The organism is Bacillus sp. CH_70 (assembly GCF_038007045.1).
GTDB classification, from domain to species: Bacteria; Bacillota; Bacilli; order Bacillales; family Bacillaceae_G; genus Bacillus_A; species Bacillus_A cereus.
In genome coordinates this window covers 2,862,696-2,882,432 of the sequence record NZ_JBBOWL010000001.1, presented here as the reverse complement: position 1 = coordinate 2,882,432, position 19,737 = coordinate 2,862,696, and the positions used below count along the sequence as shown (strand labels likewise).

Genomic DNA, 19,737 nt, shown 5'->3' with positions numbered 1-19,737 from the left:
TATGACTAACTCAGTAAAAACAAATGATTTTAACGAAATTTTAACAGGACGTCGTTCAATTCGTAAGTACGACCCTTCAGTGAAAATTAGCAAAGAAGAAATGACAGAAATTCTTACAGAAGCAACACTTGCACCATCTTCAGTAAACATGCAACCATGGAGATTCCTTGTGATTGAAAGTGACGAAGCAAAAGCAACACTTGCACCACTTGCGAAATTCAATCAATCTCAAGTAGAAACATCTTCAGCAATGATCGCTGTATTCGGTGACTTAAACAACTTTGATAACGCAGAAGAAATTTATGGTACAGCAGTAGAGCGCGGACTTATGCCAGCTGAAGTAAAAGAAGATCAAATGAAAAAACTTTCAGCTTATTTCTCAATGGTTACACCAGAAGTAATGAAAGACACAGTACTAATTGACGGTGGTCTTGTAGCAATGCAATTTATGTTAGCAGCTCGTGCTCACGGCTATGACACTTGTCCAATTGGTGGTTTTGAGAAAGATCAAATCGCAGAAGCTTTCGGACTAGATAAAGACCGTCACGTACCAGTTATGTTAATTTCAATCGGAAAAGCTGCTGACAGTGGTTACCAATCAGTACGTCTTCCAATTGAAAAAGTTGCAGAGTGGAAGTAATTTTAAAGAAATAAGTGGAATATGAAAGGGGAAACACCATGATTATTATTCACGCAATATTTCAAGTAGATCCAGCAAAACAACAAGCATTTTTAGAAGAAATTCAGCCACTCATTCACGGTTCAAGAGAAGAAAGTGGAAATGTATCTTATGACTTATATAAAGATACAGAAAAAGAAAGTGTTTATACGATGGTAGAAGTATGGAAAGATGAAGCAGCAGTTGCGAGCCATAATACGAGTGAACACTTCACATCTTTCGTTAGTAAAGCAGCACAATTTTTAACTGCTCCGCTTAATATAAAAGCTTATAATGGAGAGTTAGTAAAATAAGAAGGTAGAAAAAGATGACTTTAGCGTGTGGCTGAGGTCATCTTTTTTATTTCAATTTAAGGTTGAAATGGTTATATTAGTTAATTCTGTTACAATTTTTTAATCAACATTATTATTCTTCTTCTTCTTCTTCATGTATGTAATCACCTTTAAATAAGTGAAGTGAATTAAGTGTAAATTAATTTGTTTTACTTATACTTAATTTTGTGTTAATGTATATTTAATTTTTTAATGTATTTATCCTTGTTTTATTAAAATAGAAAGAAAAAGAAATGTATTAGAGTTAAAAGTTACACGGTCAGCATGTAAATAATAACTTATAATTTATTTTTAAATTTTTTAAGGGTGTGAACTATAATGAAATCGGTATTAAAAAGCATACTTATTTCCTTTGTTTTTTCAGCAGTAGGTATGTGTTGGTTGCTGTTCTTATTATTTCAAGGGGACGGTGATTGGTTATTATCTTGGATAGGCGTATTAATGTCATATTTATCTTTATATACTTTAATAGATTTATACTGTAAAAATACATACGATAAAAAATTAAATAAATGGCTTATAAAAACAGCGGTGACTAGCTTTAGTTTTGCAGTATTAGGAATCTCATTTTGCATCATACATGAGCTATTAACACCATGGAGTCTTAGTTTAATGGTGTGGTATTGGTTGCTAATGTTAGTATTATTTTTAACGACTATAATATCATTAATCAGTTTAGTATTTGTTAATCGTAAAAATCACAATTTCACCGTTGGATATAGAATGCTCATACTTCTAAATGTATTTCTTACATTAGGACCAGTATTATGGCCGTTATTACTTTCTATTATTGGAAATGGTATGAATGCTAGTGCAGGCTGGTAAAAAGGAATTTAGATTAGTTGTGTAAAGAATAGGATGAAAAGCTGATATAGAATTTTAAATGTTTATGAGAACATGTTTACATAAAAAGTGAAAACATGTTCTCTTTTTATTTGCATGCATAACTCTACCTCAGTTTACCCTATTTAAATTTAAACGTAAGTATTTTGTAAGGAATGAATAAGAAAAAAGAGAGGTTTATCGTATAGGATGAAAGTATAGCTCGAATCAATACGATATTAATAGAGGAGAGAAAGCCTTATGAAAACACGTAATCAAATTAAGTTGGCCAGTTTAGCAGTTTTATTAGCGGGTACTACTCTATTTACACCTGGTTTTACTGTGAAAGCAGAGTCTACTCAAAATATTTCTAATTCGTCACAAGAACCTAATCAAAAGAATCGGAATGGATGGAAACAAGTAATGCAGGAAACAATACAAATTGGGGCACCAGGGGTATTAGCTAAGACGTCTAATAAAGGGAAAGTTAATAGTTATACTGCTGGCGTGGCGGATTTAATTACAAAGAAACCGGTGAAATCGGATTTTCGCTTTCGGATTGGTAGTGTGACGAAAACTTTTACCGCCACGACTGTTCTTCAATTAGTAGGAGAAAATCGCGTACAACTTGACGATCCAATTGAAAAGTGGCTGCCGGGTCTCGTGCAAGGAAATGGGTATGATGGAAATCAAATTACGATACGACAACTTTTGAATCATACGAGTGGTATCGCTGAATATTTAAAGTCAAAAGACGCTGACGTAATGAATTCGAAAAAAACGAATACAGCAGAAGAAATAGTGAAAATAGGCCTTTCTCTGCCTCCAGATTTCTCGCCGGGCAAAGACTGGTTGTATTCAAACACAGGATATGTAATATTGGGAATGCTTATTGAAAAAATAACTGGTAATAGTTATGCGGAAGAAATTGAAAAGCGAATTATTGAACCTCTGGACTTGCCAAATACGTTTTTACCAGGGAATTCACCCGTCATCCCAGGAAAGAATCATGCTCGTGGATATGTGAAAATGGAAGAAACAGGCGAGTTGAAAGACATTACGTATTATAATCCGAGTTTAGCTAATGCAGCTGGAGATATGATTTCTAATGCGGATGATTTAAACAAATTCTTTTCATCTTTACTCGGTGGTAAGTTACTGAAGGAACGCGAGCTAAAAGAAATGCTTACTACAGTTCCTGTAGAAGGAAAAGGGGTTGGGGATGGATATGGTCTTGGAATCTATGAGACTAAACTTCCAAATGGTGTCTCAGTATGGGGGCACGGAGGATCAATTCCTGGGTTTATGACTTTTGCTGGTGGAGTAATTGGAGGCAAGCATACATTTGCTGTCAATGTTAATTCTTTAGGTCCGGTTGATATTCTTACACAGTTTGATAAAATGATGCAAGTTGAATTTAATAAATAGATGAAGAAAAAGCGAATAGGTTTCTGCAATAGCTGTAAATAAAAGAGATGCTTTTTAAATTTCACAAATAAGGACAGTATTAACATTCATAATATGGTATTAAGTATATGTAGAACATAAATATGATACAAGTGTATTTCAAAGTGCAATTCAATCTTATAGTTTAGTTTAAAAAAGATGTCAGTTGCATGACATCCTTTTTGTTGTGGGACAAAGAGGTGTTGTTTGTTTTGAAAATTGTTATTTTTGAGAGTATTCCATATAATGAGAGGTATAGGGGCTATACAGGGGAGTTATGAATGGATAATACTTTAGTTTGTTAATTATTTTGTTTTAATAAAAAAGTAAATTGATTTGGAGTGAAATACATTGGGACAAAATCAGTTTAGATGGAGTAACAAGCAATTACGAGAACATGTAGAAATAATAGACGGTACAAGAAGTCCACACAAATTATTAAAGAATGCAACATACTTAAATTCCTATATACGTGAATGGATGCAAGCAAATATTTGGATTTATGATGACCGTATTATATATGTAGGAGAAAAGTTGCCAGAGCAACTATATAAATGTGAAGTCATTGATTGTGATGGAAAGTATGTCGTTCCCAGTTACATAGAACCGCATGCACATCCATATCAGTTGTATAACCCAGAGACGCTAGCAAATCATGCGATGCAATTTGGGACAACGACTTTTATTAATGATAATTTAACTCTATTTTTCACATTAAAACGTGAAGAATCATTTCGTTTATTAGAGGAATTTAAAAAGATTCCAGCTACTATGTATTGGTGGTGCCGTTTTGATGAACAGACTGAATTGCAAAACGGGGAATCTTTGTTTAATAGTAAAGAAATAATAGAATGGCTGAAACAAGAAGCTGTTCTTCAAGGTGGGGAGTTAACAGCATGGCCAAAATTATTACATGGTGATGATGAAATGTTAACTTGGGTGCAGGAAACGAAGCGATTGCAGAAGAAAGTAGAAGGCCATTTTCCGGGTGCATCTGAAACGACTTTAGCGAAGTTAAAACTGTTAGGTACAGATTGTGATCATGAAGCGATGACAGGGCAGGAAGCTTTCACTCGTCTTATGCAAGGTTACACCGTTTCTCTTAGAAATTCTTCCATTAGACCGGATTTAGAAGTTTTATTAAAAGAATTGTTGGAATTAGGCGTGAAACAGTTTGATAGATTTATACTTACTACAGACGGCTCACATCCTTCGTTTTATGAAAATGGAATGACAAACGTAATGATTTCTACCGCGATAAAACAAGGAGTGCCAGTAATAGATGCATACCATATGGTAAGTTATAATATTGCTCGCTATTATAATATGGAACATGTACATGGTTCGATTGCGACAGGTAGAATTGCTAATATCAATATTTTAGAAAGTAAAGAAAATCCAGTACCAATTAGTGTCCTTGCAAAGGGGAAATGGGTGAAGCGTGACGGTGTAAATACGCATGAAGCATTACATATAGACTGGAGTAAATATAAAGTAACTCCATTATCATTAGATTGGTCAATAGAAAAAGAGGATATGATTTTCTCTAATAAAACGGGGATACACTTGTTAAATAACGTTATTACAAAACCATATACTAGTGAAATCAATATAGACTGTGATGAATTATCCACAGATCATGATGAATGCTTCCTCATGATGATTGCTCGTGATGGTACTTGGCGAGTAAATACAGTTGTAAAAGGTTTTGCGAAAGAATTAGGTGGTCTTGCTAGTTCTTATTCCGGCACAGGTGATATGATTCTCATTGGAAAAAGTAAAGAAGATATGCTTACAGCTTTTCGTAGAGTAAAAGAGCTCGGTGGTGGAATGGTCGTAGCAGAAAACAATGAAATGTTACACGAAATAGCATTACCATTGCTCGGGATTATGTCTAATTTAAAAATGAGTGAATTAATACAGGAAGAGAAACAGATGGTGAAATTACTACAAGAGCGTGGCTACGCGTATGATGATCCAGCATTTACAATTTTATTCTTTTCTGCGACGCACTTGCCTTTTATACGAGTAACACCTATAGGATTATATGATGTGAAAAGTAGTAAGGTACTGGCTTCGCCGGTGAATTTAATAAAGCAATATTAAAAGGAAAGGCCCTATAATAGTCTAAATTATAGGGCCTTTTACATTATTAGTATAAGAATATTGTAAGCCTCAAATGATATAGTATCTAAATCATTTGAGGTGATATGTAAATATGAAAAAAATATTTTACATTTTAAGCATATTTATTCTGTGTGTATCGATACAACACGTTGTACATTCCCAATCAGATGCACCAAGGTTATCTTCGGATTGTCTCGAAGAAAGAAAAGTTCGAGATGAAAAGTATGTGAAGAATATAATACAGGACATTAAATCCACATTTAATTTAAATATTGATGAACATAGTTTTTGGGAAGTAAGTAAAAGAGATCTGGAGGCTGCCCATTTGATGTATGGTGGAAAGGAAAATGATTCTTATTATAATTCGCTAACTAAAATTTATGATAGTGGTGGATTTAGCGAACAGCCCAGCTTATTTGTGAGGGCGCAAGAAGCATTTTTACTTTATAAAGAAAAAGATAATATCAATGTAATGAAACGCCTAAAACTAGACGTTGAAAAAGGGGAATGGCTCGTTATAAAAACGAAAAAGAAGAAAGGGAAAAAAGTGAAATTCAAGCCTTTGCAATGTGAAAAAGATTATATAAAAAAGAGAAATGAATAACAAAATACTTATTCATGCTGTTTTTATTCAACGATATTTTGCTGTTGATTTGAAATAGAAAAAGGTAAACGAACATATTAGCTTTATGGAATATGTTTGTTTACCTTTTTTTGAGAGATTTAAAAATTGGGGATGTTTTTAGTTGGAAATTATGTACTGGCTAATGAACTTATAACATTCAATGAATTTGTTCTTCATAAACATTAGATTTTGTGTCAAATGATTTATACATTGCCGAACCACCTATGTATATTTTATTCTACAGTATTTATAAAAGAATATTGGCCATGCATAAGAAATATGATTGGCACAGTTTTTGCTTGTATTACATGTAAGGAAGGGAGATTGTATGTAAGGAATCTGTACTCGTAATAGTATAAAACAAGCTACTATTGCAGTATTAATCATAGTTGTATTTATAGCGGAACTGTAAATACATACAAATAAGTAGGTTTTTGGTTTAAAAATTCTGAATTTTCTTTTAAATTATTAGGGGGCAATGGTATGGTTAAATATTCGAAAATTTCTAAGTGGATTCTTGGTGTTGGACTAGTGACAATAACATGTAATGGTTTGCAAATTCAAGCAGAGACAAAAGAGAAAAATGTGAAGAACGTATTACAAATGGAGCCGGTAGGAATACAGAAATCTGTTGATGAATTGGCGCACCCTTCAAAAGTACAAGAAAATGCATCTTTTACAAAACGGTTAAAATTAGCGGATTTATCGCAGCGTCCACTAGCACCAAACGATAATATTAAACCGTTAGCTGAAGAAAAAAAGTATTCAATGGCTGAGTTAAATCAATTAAATAATAAACAATTAACTGATCTTCTTGTGACAATTAAATGGTATCAAATTCCAGAATTATTTCAGTTTAATAGTGATAGTCTTAAATTCTATCAAGATGATAGTCGAATGCAAGCAATTATTAATAAACTAGCAGAACAAGGACAAGCTTATACGAAAGATGATTCAAAAGGGATTGAAACATTAGTAGAAGCTCTACGTGCAGCATTTTATTTAGGTTTTTACCATGATGAATTAAGCAAACTAAATGAGCGTAGCTACCATGATAAATGTTTACCAGCTTTAAAAACAATTGCAAAAAATCCAAATTTCAAACTTGGTACATCAGAACAAAATAAAGTAATTGCATCATATGGAAAATTAATTGGAAATGCATCAGCAGATGTTGAAACGGTTTTATATGCAGGTGAAATTTTTAAACAATATAATGATAATCTTGCAACTTTCATTGAAGATCGAACAAAAGGAGACGCTATATATGAGTTGATGAAGGGAATTGACTTTGATATTCAGACGGATATGTACACGACTGGAAAAGAGCCAAAAGATACGATGTGGTTTCGAAATATTGATAACTTTATTAATGAAGTAAATCGTTTTGCACTACTTGGTACAGTAACAAATAAAAACGGATGGTTAATTAATAATGGGATTTACTATGCTGGACGATTGGGCAAGCTTCATAGCACGCCGACAAAAGGACAACAAGTTGTTACAGATGCAATGCGAATTTATCCATATTTAGGAGAGCAATACTTTGTTGCGGCAGAACAAATTACTACAAATTATGGAGGAATAGATGCAAACGGAAAAACTGTAAATTTAGATCAAATTCGAGAAGAGGGTAAAAAGAAATATTTACCGAAAACGTATACGTTTGATGATGGAGCAATTGTCTTTAAAGCTGGGGATAAAGTTAGCGAAGAGAAAATTAAACGTCTATACTGGGCGGCAAAAGAAGTGCGTTCTCAATTTTATCGTACAGTTGGTAGCGATAAACCACTTGAAAGTGGACATGCTGATGATGTGTTAACGATGGTTATTTATAATAGCCCAGATGAGTATCAATTTAATCGTCAACTGTACGGATATGAAACGAATAATGGTGGGATTTATATTGAAGGGACAGGGACTTTCTTTACATATGAACGTACACCAGAGCAAAGTATTTATAGTTTGGAAGAATTATTCCGCCATGAATTTACGCACTACTTACAGGGAAGGTACGAAGTTCAGGGATTATGGGGACAAGGAGAAATGTATCAAAATGAACGTTTAACATGGTTTGAAGAAGGAAACGCAGAGTTCTTTGCAGGTGCAACGCGATTAGATAGTGTAGTACCGCGAAAAAGTATAATTGGTGGGTTATCTAATGATCCTGCAAAACGTTATACAGCATCACAAACATTAAATGCGAAATATGGAACGTGGGATTTTTATAATTATTCGTTTGCGCTGCAATCATATATGTATAATAAGCGCCCTGAAATGTTCGATAAAGTGCATGATTTGATTCGCGCAAATGATGTTTCAAGTTACGATGCATACCGTGCTACATTAAGCAAAGATAATAAGTTAAATGAAGAATATCAATCTTATATGCAAATGCTTATTGATAATCGCGATAAGTATACAATTCCACAAGTATCAGATGAGTATTTAACTCAGCATGATCCAAAATCGCTTTCCGACATTACTTCAGATATTACAAATGAAGCGAAATTAAAAGATGTGAAAGTAACAAAGAATAAATCACAATTCTTTAATACATTTACACTACAGGGGACATATACAGGAAGTGCGGCTAAAGGAGAAGTTGAGGACTGGAAAGTGATGAATGAAGCAACAAATGATATGTTGAAACGTCTTTCAGGAAAAGAGTGGACTGGATATAAAACATTGACTGCTTATTTTGTAAATTACCGTGTAAATAATGCTGGGCAATATGAATATGATGTTGTGTTTAGCGGAGTGAATACGGAAGAAGGTACGGCTGTAGAAAAAGAACCAAATAATTCATTTGAAACAGCAAACCCACTATCTTTGAATATTTTGTTAAGAGGAACCTTGAGCGATCAAGATCAGGGGGATAAATTTGTTATTGATGTAAAGGATCAAAAAGATTTACAAATTTCTGTTACGAACGAACAAAATCTTGGACTGAACTGGGTATTATATTCTGAATCAGATCTAAATAATTATGTAGCTTATGCAACAAAACGTGATGGAAACAAATTGCTTGGAAATTATAATGCAAAGCCAGGGAAATATTACTTAAGTGTATATAAGTATGGTGGTGGAACAGGGAATTATACGGTACAAGTAAAATAGTTTACTATAATTTATTTTGAAAGGAAACTTATTGAATTTTTAGCAAAATAAAGTATGTAATGTTAAAAATTAAACTATATCAATATATCCCTGTTCTAATTATAGAACAGGGATATATTGGCTTTATATTTTTAAATTAAATAATCTCATTGGATTTTGACAAGAAAATAATTAATATAGATTTGAATTCTCATTCGTAAAGAATACTTTAATCTTCTTAATGCTCTTTCATTTTTGTCTCAATGCTTGTTTTCAAATCAGTTGATACTTGATTGAAATACCCCAAAACGATCTCCCTAATATCATCGGATATAACTTTCAAATCACTAGCTAAGTTCTCAGCGAGATGTTCTTTTTCTATCGGTTTTAACTTCGTATAAAATTCACCAGCCTGCGTAAAGTCATTCTGTTTTGTTATAGAAGTTCTTTCAAGTTTACCTTCAACGTATCTTCCGTCACCGCTTGTAATTTGATTAGCGGGTGTCCAATCTTGCTGTTGGTTAATCGTTAATTTGCGAAATTCGGGACCAATTCTTCTTCTTTGTGAATCACTGTAAATGTTAGCGCGCCCTTGCAGCATTTTATCATCTGATAGTTCTGCACCATCCAGTAAATTAGAAGGGGAGAATGCGACTTTCTCTACTTGTTCCATAAAATTTTCAGGATTTTTATTTAATACCATTTTCCCGACTGGTATGAGAGGATACGTCTGTTCATCCCATACTTTTGTGTCATCTAAAGGATCATAAGATAGGTAAGCTTCATCTTTCGGATCCATGAGCTGGACGTATAAACCATACTCCACTGGTTTACCATTTTCAATAGCATCATATAAATCTTTCCCGCTATAATCAGGATTTTCAGCAGCTAGTTTAATTGCTTCTTTATTAGTAATGTACTGTACACCTTCAAATGGGTACCAATGATACTTTACATACTTTCGATTACCTTCCGCATTTCTCCATACATATGTATTAACACTATGTCCTGGAATGTGGCGAAGACTTTTGGCCGTACCATTATTAGAGTATAAACGGACAACAAAATGAATAGATTCAGGTGCTTTAGCGACAAAATTCCAAAATCTATTAGGGTCTATTAAGTTATTTTTAGGTGAAGGCAATAATGCTTGAATCGTTTCAGGGAAACGCATTGGGTCACGAACAGAAAAAACAGGAATGTGATTACATAAAAGGTCGAAAATTCCTTCTTTTGTATAAAATTTTGTAGAAAAACCGCGTACATTTCTAGCAGTATCCGGTGTTCCTTTCGTACTAACAGCTAACGAAAATCGCACCATAACAGGAACTTTCTCATTAGAATTTTGTAAAAAACTTAATTTAGTATGTTCAGACATCGAATATATCGTTTGAAAATAACCGAACGCACCAAATCCTTTTACATGAACAGGTCTTTCTAAAATTTTTTCATGAATAAATTCTTGTAATGACTCATGCAGTACACTATCTTGCTCTAGTACGGGTCCACGTGAACCAACTGTTTGAGAGTGAAGTTTAGCTTGTTCATTACGTTCGTCATTTTCATTAAAGTCTTTCCCTAGTATAGATTGCCCCTGTTTATCATAGTTTTCATCCATCGATATAGCCTCCAAATCTTTTTTGTCCATTGTTACTAAATATGATTCTATAGCCTTAATTATGTATGACACGCACAGTTCAAAGCAGTAACATACCGCTAGATGAAAAAATCACATATGTAGTGGACCTGTTGAAATAGAAGAAATTATGGAAAAATGAATATCGGGAAGAGAAAGCACACGTTTTACTAAAAATGTGGAAGAAAACCACTATTAAAATTTCAATCTTAAAACTTAATTTATAAACGATTATATAGAGAATGAACGTTAAAAAAGGGAAAATAACTAGGAGGAATTTAACATGTCGGATTGGTTTCAATTAGATAAAGAATATATGATGTCTACATATTGTCGTACAGAGGTTGCAATGGAAAGAGGAGAAGGGTGTAAACTGTATGATGTAGATGGTAAAGAGTATTTAGATTTATTTTCTGGCGTAGGAGTAAATGTATTAGGATACAATCATCCTAAAATTGTACAAATGACAATGGAGCAAGTTGCGAAATCGTTGCATTTACCGTTTCATTTTTTAAACCCAGTTGCAATTGAGTATGCAAAAAAATTAGTAGATTGTACTTTAAAAAGCGGAAAAGTCTTTTTTACAAACTCTGGTACGGAAGCGACAGAAACAACGTTGAAATTAATTGATAAATATAGAGCTAATAAGGGTGAAGAACGTGAAGGAATTGTAGTACTGAAGAATAGTTTCCACGGGCGTACGTTAGGAGCACTTCATTTTACGAGACAGGAAAGTGTATATCAAAATTTCCCTAAAACATCTATTCCTGTATATGAAGTAGAGCGCGAGAATATAGACCAATTAGAAGAAACCATTATTAAAGAAAATCCAATTGCGATTATGCTAGAGCCTGTTTTAGGTAGCGGGGGGATTTATCCTTTATCAAGTAAATATTTACATGGTGTTCAAAATTTATGTGAGAAATATAATGTACTACTGATCGTCGATGAAGTACAAAGTGGTATGGGGAGAACTGGTAAACTATTTGCTTATCAAAATTTCAATATTACACCGGATATTATTCAAATTGGTAAAGGTGCAGGAGGCGGGATACCGCTTGGCGGAATTATTGTAGGTGAAAGGTTATGTGATGTATTTTCACCAGGAGATCACGGGACAACATTTGCTCATTCATCAATGGGAACAGCTTTAGGTTTAACTGTATTAAATACATTACTTGATGATGGGTTAATGCAAGAAGCTTATGAAACGTCACTATATTTGAATGACAAACTGCAAGATATTCAGAAAGAAAATGCTTATTATATTCAGGAAGTACGTCATGCGGGGATGATGTTTGGGATAAGTGTGAATGACACGAATGAAAATGTGAAGAAATTACAGATTGAGTTAATGAATAAAGGGATGTTAGTCGATCTAACACAAGGGAATATTATTCGATTACTTCCGCCGTATATTATTACGAAAGAGGAAATTGACGCATTCACTTATGAGTTTATTTCCTGTGTTCATAACATAGCTGCTACAGCAAGTATTTAAAAAATATAAAAAATATAAAAAGCTGAAGAAGCCGCTATGTTAGCGGCTTCTTCAGCTTTTTAAAATAGTAAATTACTTAACCTAGAGAGCATCTCATTGGACAAATAATTAATTATGTGAAACAATAATAACAGATAAGGAGACGTTAATTTTCCTTAAGTGCTTCGAATTAATTTTATTCAATAAGAGAAGGTGTGCTTAAAGAAGTTAAATTAAAAAGGAGCTGTTTTATTATATGCAACAAAATAATGATTTAAATTTTGAACCTCAAGACGTTAATATTGTCAATCCTAAACAAGCCAGGAAAGCAGTAATTGCTACTGGTATAGGGAACGCAATGGAGTGGTTTGACTTCGGATTATACGCGTATTTAGCGGTTATCTTAAGTCAATTATTCTTCTCAGGTGTTGATAATAGTGGATTGCAACTTGTACTTACATTCGGTACATTTGCAGCAGCCTTTCTCGTTCGACCAATCGGAGGTGTATTCTTTGGTAGAATAGGAGATAAGTACGGCCGAAAAATCGTGTTAAGTACTACTATTATTTTAATGGCACTTTCTACATTATTCATCGCATTACTACCAACCTATGAACAAATTGGTGTATGGGCACCAATACTACTTTTAGTTGCCCGAATGATTCAAGGCTTCTCTACAGGCGGCGAATATTCAGGAGCAATGGTTTATATCGCAGAATCTTCTCCAGATAAAAAGCGTGGTATACTCGGTAGTGGTCTTGAAATTGGAACACTCTCAGGTTACATTGCTGCATCGGTAATTGTTACCATTTTGACGTTATTGTTAACAGATGAGCAAATGCTCAGCTGGGGATGGCGTATTCCGTTCTTAGTAGCTGCACCAATTGGTTTGGTCGGTTTATACTTACGCCGTCATCTAGATGAATCTCCAATCTTTGAAGAGATGGAAAAAGCACAAGAGGAATCTGAAGACAATGAACAATTTTCATTTATGGATATTATTAAATATCACAAAAAAGACTTCTTATTAAGCACAGTAATTGTCGCCTTCTTTAATATTACGAATTATATGATTCTTTCGTATATTCCTTCTTATCTAACTCAAGTACTTAAAGTCAAAGAAACAACGGGCTTATTAATTATTTCTATTACGATGGCACTTATGATTCCACTAGCACTATATTTCGGTAAATTAAGTGATAAAATTGGTAATAAACGCGTCGTGCAAATTGGTTTACTTGGTTTAACTGTATTTGCAATTCCAGCATTTTTACTAATAGGTAACGGACATATTGCAGCTATATTTGCAGGTATTTTCGTACTAGGTTTCTTCTTAAGTGTATATGAAGGAACATTACCTTCATTATTACCATCACTCTTTTTCACTGATGTACGTTATCGAGCACTTTCGATTTCATTTAATATTTCTGTATCGATATTCGGTGGAACAACACCGCTCGTATGTTCATACTTAGTTCATGCAACTGGTAACCCGCTTGCGCCAGCATTTTATTTGACGGGTGTAAGTATTATTGGATTAGTTGTATTTAGTGTATTATTTGTTACGACTTCAGGGCGTGCGCTAAAAGGTTCATATCCTACAGTAGAAACGAAAAAAGAAGCACACCTAATCGCTAAAGAAGACCCTGAAGAAACACTTTGGTGGCATGAAGAGTCATTAGAAATTGAAGCAGGGAAGAATGCTTCAATTTAAAAAGCAACGTAGAAGTATAAAAAGACTCCTATGAATATAGGAGTCTTTTTGTTACGTTATTTCTTTCGTTTCTTCAAACTTTTCTGACAGGCATAAAGCTTATGAATCTCTTCCTTAAATTCATGCAGAAGTACAATGCTTTTACCATTTGAATAACGCACCGTATTATAAGCATCTATAATAATATTACTTTGAATATTTACATCTTCTTCATCATTTATTCTTTCTAGCCAAGCCTCAACAGTTTCTCCCCGTTTTCTATTTAAAGGAGGGGTTAACTTACTCTCTAGCTTGAAAATTTCCTTCCGAATTTCGTTATGCGGCGGTTTATTTCGTTTAAAACGATTTTGGTTCGTTCCTTCTTTATTAGTAATGATAGTAGATTCGAAGGCAGGCATATTTGGTAAACTGAATTGTTTTCGTCTTTTTATTATTTTCCAAACAACGTAAATAGCAATGGTTGTACATACTATTATGGTAATGCTATTTATGAGTGTGGGGTCAAAAGCACGCTGTCCAAACACATCCTTAATTTGAGGATCCTTTAAATTCCCTTTATTCGACCAAAAATCATCAGTTTCTTTTAATTCAGCTGCTGAAAATAACGGATTGATAGCGTATCCGAATCCTAATGCAACTGTTTCTATGATATAGGAAAAAATAAGTCGAATGAAAGGAAACACTTGAACAAGTACTATACTCATTACACCAATCGTAATGATAGAAATGAAACGTAATAACTGTTGATTCCGATTTGCCCCAGTTAACCAAAATGTAATCATAATGTGTATAACTAATAGTAACAGCTTCCACAAAGGTGGAAAGGGCGCATAAAATATGGTTGAAATACTAAACCAAACAATACCGCCTAACGATTTTTGAACTGGATATCCTGGTCCGACTACATGTACGATAAAGAAGAAAAGCGGTAACATAATTGTGCCAAATAGAGAGAATGGGAGAAGGAAAGAACAACCAATTATTTGAGTAATGAACAGTATGACAAATCCTGTTGTTTTTTTCTTCATAAATTTATGAAGAAGAAATACGCCTACATAGCCTGTTGCTAAAAATATGGAAATAGCAACAAGGTCATCCCTTTCTGTTAATAATGAAAGGAGGAGAAGCAAAATAAAGTCATTAACGTGATAGAGCCAAGTTTTCAACCGATTCCACCATCCCTTCGCTATTAATGAGGAACGTTGGCTGCGAGAGAAGAGGGAGTTCATTTTTCTGTAAACCAATGTATATCATTGTAGACGAACGTTCTCTCTTTCTCATTACATAATGAAGGAATCCTTGTTTCGGCAGTAACGTACTATCATCTGAAACACGTGCTAATTCTTCTAAAGCTTTTGCATATTGTGTTTGCCCTTCATGTAACGATAAATGTAATGCACCACCTTCTGCTAATACACTAATAAATAATTCAAACGGTATGTGATGCTTCGTTGCATATTGGCAAATGTATGTTGCGAATGAAATTAAATCTTCAACATTATCTTTCCAACCAAATCCACGATCGGCAGCTAAAGAAAGACAAATCGTCCAACTATAATTTTTTACAGGTTCAAATTGCTTCGCTTGTAATTCTTGCATTTTTGCAGATGCCTTCCAATGAATAGAGCGGAAAGACTCACGCTCATATCGCTTTACACCGATAATAGATGTTTCATCATTGTAAAAAGAAAAATTAGTTCGATAAGAACCAGTTAGAAGTTGCTGAAGTTCTTGCAAACCTGCTACTTCTTTAGGAGAAGGATACACAATAATTTCAGTTTTTAACTTATCGAAAACAGGTAAGTGTACATTTAATAAATGAAAAGGATCTTTTAAAACGCATTCGAACTGTTCAATTTGAAACACACCACGTTTCGTTGCGGTTAATGTTAAATCCCATTTTTGCGCCGAATGTGCAGGTTGTGAAAATGGAAAAGAGAATAACGTTTTTGATATTCGTTCAATTCCTTGATCTTTATGCTGTATAAGAGACGAATCTAAATGAAAATAACAAACACCATTAACGAGAGGGATATGTGCACCGTTTTTCAAATGAATAAAAAACTTTCCAGATTCATCAGGGAAAAGCCGAGTTGTTTGTCTCTCGTTTATAACTTCAAATTTTTTCTCTATGTAAGCGACATATTTATAAATGAAAATCGCAAATAAATAATAGGAGAAAAAGAGAAACATTATAATTCGTTGCGGCATAAAAAAGGTAAATAGTATAGCGCCTGGCACAGTTAGTTGAATAATATGGAGTTGAAAAAATAAAGGTACAGTTACTACACGCTGTCCATTCATGCTTGCTCAATCTCCACAGGTACGTCAACTTCTTTTAAAATACTTTGCATTATATCATTTTTAGTCGTGCGCAGGGCACCTTCCATTGATAAGACAATACGGTGATTCCAAACAGAAGGAGTTAAAAATTGTATATCTTCAGGGGTGCAATATTCTCTCCCGCGTAAGAAGGCTAATGCTTGAACTGCGCGCACTAAAGAAAGTGTAGCACGTGGGCTTACACCGTTAGCGATGTAATCGTGATTTCGAGTAGCTTGTGCAAGTTTAATTATGTAATGTTCTAACGGTTCTGATATGAAAATTTCTTTTATTCGTTTCTGTGATTCTAATATATCTTCTAAAGAGATAACAGGTGTGACACGTTCTAGCGGTATATCGTTACGAAAACGTCGCATCATTTGTAACTCATCTTCAGGAGTTGGATAACCAATTGAAATCGTCATTAAAAAGCGATCAAGCTGTGCATCTGGAAGAGGGAAAGTCCCTTGTGATTCAATTGGGTTTTGCGTTGCAATAACAAAGAACGGTTTTGGGAGAGGAGTAGACTGTTTTTCAAGCGTCACTTGTCGCTCTTCCATTGCTTCTAACAAACTAGACTGTGTTCTCGGCATTGCACGGTTAATTTCATCTGCTAGCAAAATGTTTGTCATAACGGGTCCAATTCTTAACTCAAATTCATTTGTTTTTGGGTTGAAGTATTCAATACCTGTTACATCACTTGGAAGTACATCAGGGGTAAATTGAACACGAGAAAAACTACCGCCAATACTTTTTGATATGGTTTTCGCCAGTAACGTTTTCCCAGTACCAGGCACGTCTTCGAGTAGTACATGTCCATCAGCAAGCAGTGAAACAAGCAGTAGATCAATAACATTTTCTTTACCAACAAACACAGATCCTATGTTTTCTTTCAATTTATTTATCATATGTATCATTCCTTTCGGTATAAAAGAGCTAATATTTCTATATTTTAACAAATTATTCAGAAAATTGGTATCATTTTTCAATTCAAAGAAATGGATATTTAATTATTAAATTACTCTTGCATATTTTGGAATATGATTATACAATATCGGTATATGATATATCGTGAGTCGATATATCATGAGGCGATGTATCGGAGGTAGTTATAATGAATGCGAAGGCGCAAAAATATATTCCGTTAACTGAGGCGACATACTACATATTATTGTCACTTGTAAAGCCAATGCATGGTTATGGAATTATGCAAATGGTAGAAGAGATGACAAATGGAGAAGTAAAACTCGGTCCGGGTACGTTATACGGGAATACGACGAAATTACTTAAAGAAAAATTAATTGTTGAAGTTGCCTCTACAGATAGAAAGAAGTGCTATGAGTTAACGCCGTTTGGGAGAGAAGTACTGGAACTGGAGTACAACAGATTACAGCGGTCTGTAAAGAATGGAAATAGTATATTAGGGGAGTGAATGGAAGATGGAGACAAAAAGGGTATTTAAGTTTTTTACGGCATGGAATTTAGAAAAAGAAGAAGCTTTTTTACGAAAGATGCATCAGCAAGGTTGGGCATTACAAAAATATAATTTAATGTATACGTTTCAAAAAACTGAGCCAAAAGATGTAATATACAAAGCTGATTTTAGATTGGTTTATAGAGATTCGAAAGAACAACAACAAGAGTATTTCGAAATATACGAAATGTCAGGTTGGAAACGCGTAACAAGTTTCACAAGATGGAATTATTTTTGTAAGGAAGTAGAGAAGGGAATTGAGTTACCTGACATATATTCAGAGAAGGACACGAAGGTGCAAAAAATGAAGGAATTATTACAATTTTTCGCATTAATTTCAATAACTATATTACCCTCAATGTATAGCGTATTTTTAAGTTCAACAGAATCAAGAGTGCCAATTTGGGCGAAAGTTATGACAGGGCTTGTAGGTTGTATGTATGCTTATTTCTTCATGAGAATTTTTTGGAAAATCAAGAAATTGAAAAGTGAAATATTATAATAAAGATTAGACTCTAGAAGAAGATAATGATGACAATGACATCATTATCTTCTTCTTTAATTTTTATGTAATTCTATTTTGTTAACTATTTTTTATATAATAAAAATATATATTTAATTCATAGAACTAACAGTTACAAAGATAATACCAGTAACAATACCTAAAAAAATCATAAATGAAGAAGAAATAATTAATAATAAAGAATTAGCAATAAATATCACTTTATTAGATTTTTGATTTTTAAAATGGTAATAAAGTAAAAGACCACAAATAGTAGAAACAATCCATATTGTTAGACCGTAAGGAGTCGTTATTTTTTCAAAATCGAAGATCCAAAAGTAAAAGATGACTATGTGGCAAGTTACTAGTAGAAATGTTGATGGAAGCATTATCTTTTTATTTAAAATCATTTGTTATCCCCCCTTTTATGTAAATATTACCAAAAGGGTGTGGGTTTTAATATATAAAAAGGAAGAAATACATCTTTAATTAACTTATTAAATGGAAAAATCCCTTATAGAAAAATCTATTTCTACAAGGGATAATAATGTTTTTATTAGAAAGACTGATTTTGAGCAGGTTTAATAAATTGTTCAGGGTTTTCAACAAGCCCACATACAGCGCATTGGACGCGGTATGTAGGTCCTTGATAGGCCATATGAAAAGCATTCATCGTTTCATTTGTGTATTCTTCTTCTACTTGACCAGTTTGTGGATTTAATTTGACTGGTTTTACTTGTTGTTCAAGAATATTAAAGCGAGTACGGTTCGTTTTACAGCTTGGACATAGCATTGGTTCCATATGTATACACCTCCATTTGTATCATTTCTTAAAATCTTTAATTTTATGCAAGCAAAAAACTTTCTCAATATAAATAGGTGTTTAATGTATTTAAAATTCAGAAAAAATAAAATATAATAAAAGTACGAACTGGTTATGTCCAAACCAAATCTCCTGTTTTATGCCAATAAGCTGGGGGGCCGAGAAATCGGCCTCATTTTTTTTGCTCATTACTACAAGGAACAAGGTTTTTGTGAGACTTTTGTCGAAATTTTAGAGATAGATATAAAGGGGGATGTAAAATGGATTTGAAAATGAAGTACATCATTTTATATGTAGAAAAGTTTGAGGAATGTTTAAAATTCTATAAAGATATTTTACAGTTACCTATAAAAGCAGAGCACGGTACATATATTGAATTTAATACTGGAACTACCATTTTAGCGATGAATACGCGGCAAGATGTGAAAGAATTAACAGGACTACCGCTTACAGAAGGTGAATTACAGTCTTCTCATTTTGAATTAGGATTCGTTGTTGAGAATGTACAAAAAACGATTGAGCAATTTAGAGAACAAGGAATCAAGATTTTAGTTGAACCTATTGTAAAACCGTGGGGACAAACAATTGCTTACATTGCTGATCCAGATGGAAATTATATTGAAATTTGCAGTTCATTAGAATAGAGGGAGAAAGAG

Annotated in this window: 18 protein-coding genes; 12 read left to right on the top strand and 6 right to left on the bottom strand. The window is 33.6% G+C overall.

Features of this window, described 5'->3' with window-relative positions:
- Window position 1: 1 nt before the first annotated feature.
- The 7 genes from N2V79_RS14660 to colA all read left to right on the top strand — a co-directional run bounded on the left by N2V79_RS14660 (window position 2) and on the right by colA (window position 9,151).
- A complete protein-coding gene (locus N2V79_RS14660) occupies window positions 2-640 on the top strand; it encodes a nitroreductase family protein (protein WP_000185375.1) in 639 nt (212 codons plus the stop codon).
- 38 nt (window positions 641-678) lie between these two features.
- Entirely contained in the window at window positions 679-972 is a 294-nt protein-coding gene (locus N2V79_RS14655) for a putative quinol monooxygenase (protein ID WP_000583805.1), read from the top strand.
- A 357-nt stretch (window positions 973-1,329) separates the two neighbouring features.
- Window positions 1,330-1,836 (top strand): DUF3902 family protein, encoded by a 507-nt coding sequence (locus N2V79_RS14650; protein WP_000843829.1) that lies wholly within the window; start codon window positions 1,330-1,332, stop codon window positions 1,834-1,836.
- A 258-nt stretch (window positions 1,837-2,094) separates the two neighbouring features.
- Window positions 2,095-3,261 carry a serine hydrolase domain-containing protein gene (locus tag N2V79_RS14645; RefSeq protein WP_340719987.1) on the top strand — a complete coding sequence of 389 codons (1,167 nt, stop codon included), beginning with the start codon at window positions 2,095-2,097 and terminating at the stop codon, window positions 3,259-3,261.
- A 369-nt stretch (window positions 3,262-3,630) separates the two neighbouring features.
- Window positions 3,631-5,385 carry an adenine deaminase C-terminal domain-containing protein gene (locus N2V79_RS14640; protein ID WP_340719986.1) on the top strand — a complete coding sequence of 585 codons (1,755 nt, stop codon included), beginning with the start codon at window positions 3,631-3,633 and terminating at the stop codon, window positions 5,383-5,385.
- Window positions 5,386-5,497: 112 nt separating this feature from the next.
- Window positions 5,498-6,010, top strand: coding sequence for a hypothetical protein (locus N2V79_RS14635; protein ID WP_000719366.1), 513 nt, complete (start codon window positions 5,498-5,500; stop codon window positions 6,008-6,010).
- Between the two features lie 504 nt (window positions 6,011-6,514).
- A complete protein-coding gene (colA, locus tag N2V79_RS14630; protein ID WP_088022747.1) occupies window positions 6,515-9,151 on the top strand; it encodes a collagenase ColA in 2,637 nt (878 codons plus the stop codon).
- A 217-nt stretch (window positions 9,152-9,368) separates the two neighbouring features.
- On the opposite strand, the gene N2V79_RS14625 is transcribed toward colA, so the two are convergent.
- The gene (locus tag N2V79_RS14625; RefSeq protein ID WP_063547730.1) at window positions 9,369-10,748 is read right to left on the bottom strand and encodes a catalase; all 1,380 of its coding nucleotides are present in this window, start codon (window positions 10,746-10,748) and stop codon (window positions 9,369-9,371) included.
- A 301-nt stretch (window positions 10,749-11,049) separates the two neighbouring features.
- Between N2V79_RS14625 and N2V79_RS14620 the strand changes: the two genes are divergently transcribed.
- Window positions 11,050-12,267: an aspartate aminotransferase family protein gene (locus N2V79_RS14620; RefSeq protein ID WP_242806677.1), complete on the top strand. Its 1,218-nt coding sequence runs from the start codon at window positions 11,050-11,052 to the stop codon at window positions 12,265-12,267.
- Window positions 12,268-12,502: 235 nt separating this feature from the next.
- Window positions 12,503-13,960, top strand: coding sequence for an MFS transporter (locus tag N2V79_RS14615; protein ID WP_001186932.1), 1,458 nt, complete (start codon window positions 12,503-12,505; stop codon window positions 13,958-13,960).
- 56 nt (window positions 13,961-14,016) lie between these two features.
- Here the strand turns inward: N2V79_RS14615 and N2V79_RS14610 are convergent, their stop codons facing one another.
- From N2V79_RS14610 to N2V79_RS14600, 3 genes are read right to left on the bottom strand one after another with little or no spacing between them, the layout of a single operon-like run.
- Entirely contained in the window at window positions 14,017-15,126 is a 1,110-nt protein-coding gene (locus N2V79_RS14610; protein ID WP_340719985.1) for a DUF4018 domain-containing protein, read from the bottom strand.
- Window positions 15,101-16,264 (bottom strand): DUF58 domain-containing protein, encoded by a 1,164-nt coding sequence (locus N2V79_RS14605; RefSeq protein ID WP_078400967.1) that lies wholly within the window; start codon window positions 16,262-16,264, stop codon window positions 15,101-15,103. The genes N2V79_RS14610 and N2V79_RS14605 overlap by 26 nt, the downstream gene beginning before the upstream one ends.
- The gene (locus N2V79_RS14600; RefSeq protein ID WP_078400968.1) at window positions 16,261-17,190 is read right to left on the bottom strand and encodes an AAA family ATPase; all 930 of its coding nucleotides are present in this window, start codon (window positions 17,188-17,190) and stop codon (window positions 16,261-16,263) included. Before N2V79_RS14600 ends, N2V79_RS14605 begins: the two co-directional genes overlap by 4 nt.
- A gap of 206 nt (window positions 17,191-17,396) precedes the next feature.
- Between N2V79_RS14600 and N2V79_RS14595 the strand changes: the two genes are divergently transcribed.
- Both N2V79_RS14595 and N2V79_RS14590 read left to right on the top strand, forming a co-directional pair.
- Window positions 17,397-17,714, top strand: a complete 318-nt coding sequence (locus N2V79_RS14595) for a PadR family transcriptional regulator (protein ID WP_000991890.1) — start codon at window positions 17,397-17,399, stop codon at window positions 17,712-17,714.
- Between the two features lie 7 nt (window positions 17,715-17,721).
- On the top strand, window positions 17,722-18,258 hold the full coding sequence (locus tag N2V79_RS14590; RefSeq protein WP_242806683.1) for a DUF2812 domain-containing protein: 537 nt from the start codon (window positions 17,722-17,724) through the stop codon (window positions 18,256-18,258).
- 113 nt (window positions 18,259-18,371) lie between these two features.
- On the opposite strand, the gene N2V79_RS14585 is transcribed toward N2V79_RS14590, so the two are convergent.
- Complete coding sequence (locus N2V79_RS14585) at window positions 18,372-18,668, bottom strand: hypothetical protein (RefSeq protein ID WP_098853149.1); 297 nt, start codon at window positions 18,666-18,668, stop codon at window positions 18,372-18,374.
- Between the two features lie 146 nt (window positions 18,669-18,814).
- A complete protein-coding gene (locus N2V79_RS14580) occupies window positions 18,815-19,060 on the bottom strand; it encodes a hypothetical protein (protein WP_000433609.1) in 246 nt (81 codons plus the stop codon).
- A gap of 281 nt (window positions 19,061-19,341) precedes the next feature.
- On the opposite strand from N2V79_RS14580, the gene N2V79_RS14575 reads away from it, so the two are divergent.
- On the top strand, window positions 19,342-19,725 hold the full coding sequence (locus tag N2V79_RS14575; protein ID WP_000364502.1) for a VOC family protein: 384 nt from the start codon (window positions 19,342-19,344) through the stop codon (window positions 19,723-19,725).
- Window positions 19,726-19,737: the final 12 nt, after the last annotated feature.